The following is a 508-nucleotide window of genomic DNA, read 5'->3' as shown; positions in this document are numbered from 1 at the left end:
ATGGTCAGGGTGCTGGCAGTGTCATCCTCCAGCTTCATGCCATCAGCAGTCCAGTTCACGAACTGCATGCCCTCCTCGGGGGCGTTGGCGGTGACGGTGATCTGGGAGCCGGCCTCATACTCACCGGAGCCGGTGCCGCCGTTGACGGTGAGGGTATAGGTCTCCACCGGGGCGGCAGTGACGGTGACGGTAGCGGTGCCGGAGATCTCCTCGTTGGCCACGGAGGTGGCACGGACGGTGAGGGTCTCGGCGGTCTCGTCCTCGGCCACGGTCAGCAGGCCGGTGTCGGAGATGGCGGTGGTCTCAGACTGAGCGCCCTCCACGCTCCAGGTCACGGTCTGGTCGGGCTCGTTCTCGCCCTCCACCACGGCGGTGAACTGCTGGGTGGTGCCCACCTGCACGCTGGCGGTGGCGGGGGAGACGGTCACCTTGGTGACCACGGGCTCATCGGCAAAGTCGATGGTGATCAACTTCTCACCGGTGACCCCGGAGCCGTCGTTGGCGGTGG

1 protein-coding gene is annotated in these 508 nt (G+C 66.9%); it reads right to left on the bottom strand.

Annotated features, from left to right (window positions below):
- Positions 1 to 508: InlB B-repeat-containing protein (locus WMO45_RS13650; RefSeq protein WP_349141441.1), on the bottom strand; the 508-nt coding region annotated here is incomplete at both ends.

This window comes from Flavonifractor hominis (assembly GCF_040095835.1).
Classification (GTDB): domain Bacteria; phylum Bacillota; class Clostridia; order Oscillospirales; family Oscillospiraceae; genus Flavonifractor; species Flavonifractor hominis.
This window is presented reverse-complemented; position numbering and strand designations above follow the sequence as displayed.